Here is a 3,805-nt window from a genome sequence, read left to right as displayed (position 1 = left end):
CCTCGTCGACGGGGGTGTGCGGATCCCACGTCGCGACCTGCCACACGTCGAGGTGGTCGGTGCCGAGTTCGCGCAGCGTCGCGTCGAGCTGGTTGAGCAGCCCCGAGCGGGAGCAGTCCACCCGGCCGGAACCGAGGGTGGTGGTGTCGATGCCGGAGCTGCCCGAGAGCACCAGCTGGTCGCGGGGCACCACGTCGTCGAGCAGTTCGGCGAGGATCCGCTGCGCGACTCCGTCTCCGTAGGCGGGGGAGGTGTCGACGAGCGTGCCTCCCACATCGACGAAGGCCGACAGCTGCGCCGCGGCCTCGTCGCCGTCCGTTCCGCGACCCCACGTCAAGGTGCCCAGGCCGAGCCGTGAAACCCGCAGGCCGCTCGCACCGACTGTCCTGTATTCCATAACCGTCCGCGTTTCCTCCCGACACGACGGGACGTCGCCGCGCTCGGCCACGACCCCGGTATTGCACCCTAATGCGCGCGACCCGCCGTGCAGCGTCCGGCGCGCCGACCGATCGGTCACCACGTACCCTTCGCCGAGTGAGAATTGCTCCCTGCATCCGAGACCGTCGACCCGCCCCCACCGCAGCCCCCGTGCCGGGAGTCGCCGCATGATCGGCGAATCGATGACCTGGCTGCAGACGATCGTGCTCGGCATCGTGCAGGGCCTCACGGAGTTCCTGCCGATCTCCTCGTCCGGCCACCTGCGGATCGTCTCGGAGATCTTCTTCGGTGAGGATGCGGGCGCGTCCTTCACGGCGGTCACCCAGCTGGGCACCGAGGCGGCCGTGTTGGTCTTCTTCGCCGGCGACATCTGGCGGATCATGAAGGCCTGGTTCCGCGGTCTGTTCCATCGCGAGCACCGTGCCGACCACGACTACAAGATGGGGTGGTACGTCATCCTCGGCACCATCCCGATCGGCATCCTCGGTGTGCTGTTCAAGGACGACATCCGCACCGTCGCCCGCAATCTGTGGCTGGTCGCGACGATGCTCATCGTGTTCTCGATCGTCATCGCCGCCGCCGAGTACTTCGGCAAGCAGCGGCGCGATGTGAGTCAACTCACGCTCAAGGACGGTCTGATCATGGGTTCGGCGCAGGCGCTGGCGCTGATCCCCGGTGTGTCCCGCTCCGGCGGAACCATCTCCGCGGGCCTGTTCCTCGGACTCACCCGCGAGGCCGCGGCCCGATACTCGTTCCTGCTCGCCATTCCCGCGGTCGTCGCGTCCGGTCTGTTCAGCCTGCCCGACGCCTTCGAACCGGCCGGCGAGGGACTCGACGCCTCGGGGGCGCAGCTGCTCGTCGCGACTCTGATCGCGTTCGCGGTCGGCTACGCGGCGATCGCGTGGCTGCTGCGCTTCGTCGTCAACCACTCGATGTACTGGTTCGTCGGCTACCGGGTGATCCTCGGTGCGGTCGTGCTGGCGCTGCTCGCCACGGGCGTGGTCTCCGCCACCTGACAGACTGCCGGCAGGCAGTACCTCTAGGCTGGGCGCATGACGGTCATCCTGCTGCGGCACGGACGTTCGACCGCGAACACCTCGCACGTGTTGGCAGGTCGATCGCCCGGTGTCGAACTCGACGAGGTCGGCCACGTGCAGGCGAAGAATCTCGTCACTCGCTTCGCCGGGCTCGAGATCACCGAGATCGTGCGATCGCCCTTGCTGCGCTGTCGGCAGACGGTGCAGCCGCTCGCGACCGATCGCGGACTCGAACCGGTCGTCGACGAGCGGCTCGCCGAGGTCGACTACGGGCAGTGGACCGGACGCGAGCTGAAGGAATTGGTGAAGGAACCGTTGTGGGCGGTCGTGCAGCAGCACGCGTCCGCGGCGGTCTTCCCCGACGGTGAAGGGCTCGCGCAGGTGCAGTCCCGCGCGGTCGCCGCGATCCGCGAACACGACCGGCGCCTGCGCGAGTTGCACGGCAAGGACGTCGTGTGGATCGCCTGCAGTCACGGCGACGTCATCAAGTCGATCCTCGCCGACGCGCTCGCGATGCACCTCGACGCATTCCAGCGGATCGTCGCCGAACCGGCGTCGATCGGCATCGTCCGCTACACCGACACCCGGCCGTTCGTGCTGCGCGTGAACGACGCCGGTTCGGACCTGTCCGGGCTCGCCGGCCCGTCCGAACCGAAGTCCGTGCCCGGCGGGGAAGTCCCCGGTGCGGTGGAGGAACCCGGCGATCCCCCTCGAGGGCACCGGCAGGAGACGGCGCGCGGATAATGGCAGTGACCCTCATGGCAGAGTGTGGGGACTCGAGGAGGTGTGATGGCCCGCGCAATACACGTGTTCCGAACCCCGGATCGGTTCATCGCCGGCACCGTCGGTGAACCGGGCGACCGGGTGTTCTACCTGCAGGCCGTGCACGAGTCCCGTGTCGTGAGCGTGCTGCTGGAAAAGCAGCAGGTGCAGATCCTCGCCGACCGGATGGGCCTGCTCCTCGAAGAGGTGCAGCGCCGCTTCGGCACCGTGATCCCCGACGAGCCCGAGGTCGACGTCAGCCCGCTGGTGACACCGATCGAGGCGGAGTTCCGCGTCGGCACGATGGGTCTGGGCTGGGACGCCGATGCCGGCTCGGTGGTGGTCGAACTGCTCGCGGTCACCGACACCGAACTCGACGAATCGGTGGTGCTCGACGACACCGAGGAAGGCCCGGACGCGGTGCGGGTGTTCCTCACCCCGGTGCAGGCCCGCGAGTTCGCGGCCCGCTCCGAACTCGTCGTCTCGGCCGGTCGCACTCCGTGCCCGCTGTGTGGCGAGCCGATCGGCGCCGACGGGCACATCTGCATCCGCACCAACGGCTATCTGCGCACCCCCGGATTCGATCCGGCCTCGTGGTTCGGCGAGGAAGAAAACTGACCACGTGACGACGCCGGACACCCGGACCGTGCTGACCGACGGCGACCTTACCGTCGTCGGACAGATCGTGCACGCGAGCAACGCCACCCTCGTGTGCGACGCGCGGCACGGCGACTCCGTCGTGCGGTGCGTCTACAAGCCCGTCCGCGGCGAGCGGCCACTGTGGGACTTCCCCGACGGCACCCTCGCCGGACGTGAGGTCGCCTCGTATCTGATCTCCGAGACGCTCGGCTGGGACGTCGTTCCGCTCACGGTACTGCGCGACGGGCCGTACGGACCCGGCATGGTGCAGCGCTGGATCGACACGGTCGACTCGGCGCAAGGCGCCACGGAACGACTGGACTTGGTGGATCTGTGCCCGGCGGGCGCGGTCGCACAGGGGTGGCTGCCGATCCTGCGTGCCCGTGATCTGGACGGCGCCGAGGTGGTGCTCGTCCACGCCGACGATCCGCGCCTGCAGCGCATGGCGGTGCTCGACGTCGTCCTCAACAACGCCGACCGCAAAGGTGGGCACGTCCTCGAAGGTCTCGACGGACATGTCTACGGCGTTGATCACGGCATCTGCCTGCACCAGGACGACAAGCTGCGCACCGTGCTGTGGGGGTGGAGCGGCGAGACGGTCGATCCGGTCCTGCTCGCCGATCTCGACAAGTTGCTGCGCCGGTTCGACGGCGGGTTCGCCGAGGAGCTGCGCGAGCACATCACCGGCGTCGAGGTCCGCGCATTGCAGCGCCGGATCACCCGTCTGCTCGAGCATCCTGTGATGCCGCATCCGCGCGGCGACCGGCGCATTCCCTGGCCGGCGTTCTGAGGCATCCGCGCTTCGCCCGTCGCGCCCCGGGTGCCCGCGCGGAGTACTTCTCCGACTCCATTAGGCTCGTGGTCATGCAATCTTGGTCCGACGTCGCGATCCCGTCCGTCCCCGGTCAGGGGCCTCCGCTGCGGTTGTT

Annotated in this window: 5 protein-coding genes; 4 read left to right on the top strand and 1 reads right to left on the bottom strand. The window is 68.8% G+C overall.

What is annotated here, in order from left to right; translation table 11 throughout:
- Nucleotides 1-397, bottom strand: a 397-nt coding sequence (locus R1101_RS0118230; RefSeq protein WP_016934788.1) for an aldo/keto reductase, incomplete at its 3' end; no start/stop codon positions are given.
- A 211-nt stretch (nt 398-608) separates the two neighbouring features.
- Here R1101_RS0118230 and R1101_RS0118225 point away from each other — a divergent pair.
- Genes R1101_RS0118225 through R1101_RS0118210 form a run of 4 tightly spaced genes read left to right on the top strand, consistent with a single transcriptional unit; the run spans nt 609 to nt 3,666 of the window.
- Nucleotides 609-1,454, top strand: coding sequence for an undecaprenyl-diphosphate phosphatase (locus R1101_RS0118225; RefSeq protein ID WP_198420300.1), 846 nt, complete (start codon nt 609-611; stop codon nt 1,452-1,454).
- Between the two features lie 36 nt (nt 1,455-1,490).
- Nucleotides 1,491-2,219 carry a histidine phosphatase family protein gene (locus R1101_RS0118220; protein WP_016934786.1) on the top strand — a complete coding sequence of 243 codons (729 nt, stop codon included), beginning with the start codon at nt 1,491-1,493 and terminating at the stop codon, nt 2,217-2,219.
- A 45-nt stretch (nt 2,220-2,264) separates the two neighbouring features.
- A complete protein-coding gene (locus R1101_RS0118215) occupies nt 2,265-2,855 on the top strand; it encodes a DUF3090 domain-containing protein (protein WP_026003438.1) in 591 nt (196 codons plus the stop codon).
- Nucleotides 2,856-2,859: 4 nt separating this feature from the next.
- Nucleotides 2,860-3,666: an SCO1664 family protein gene (locus R1101_RS0118210; RefSeq protein WP_016934784.1), complete on the top strand. Its 807-nt coding sequence runs from the start codon at nt 2,860-2,862 to the stop codon at nt 3,664-3,666.
- Nucleotides 3,667-3,805 lie beyond the last annotated feature (139 nt).

Origin of the sequence: Rhodococcus sp. R1101 (assembly GCF_000278445.1) — a bacterium.
Taxonomy (GTDB): domain Bacteria; phylum Actinomycetota; class Actinomycetes; order Mycobacteriales; family Mycobacteriaceae; genus Rhodococcus; species Rhodococcus gordoniae.
The sequence above is the reverse complement of the archived record's forward strand: the minus strand, read 5'-3'. Positions and strand labels throughout refer to the sequence as shown.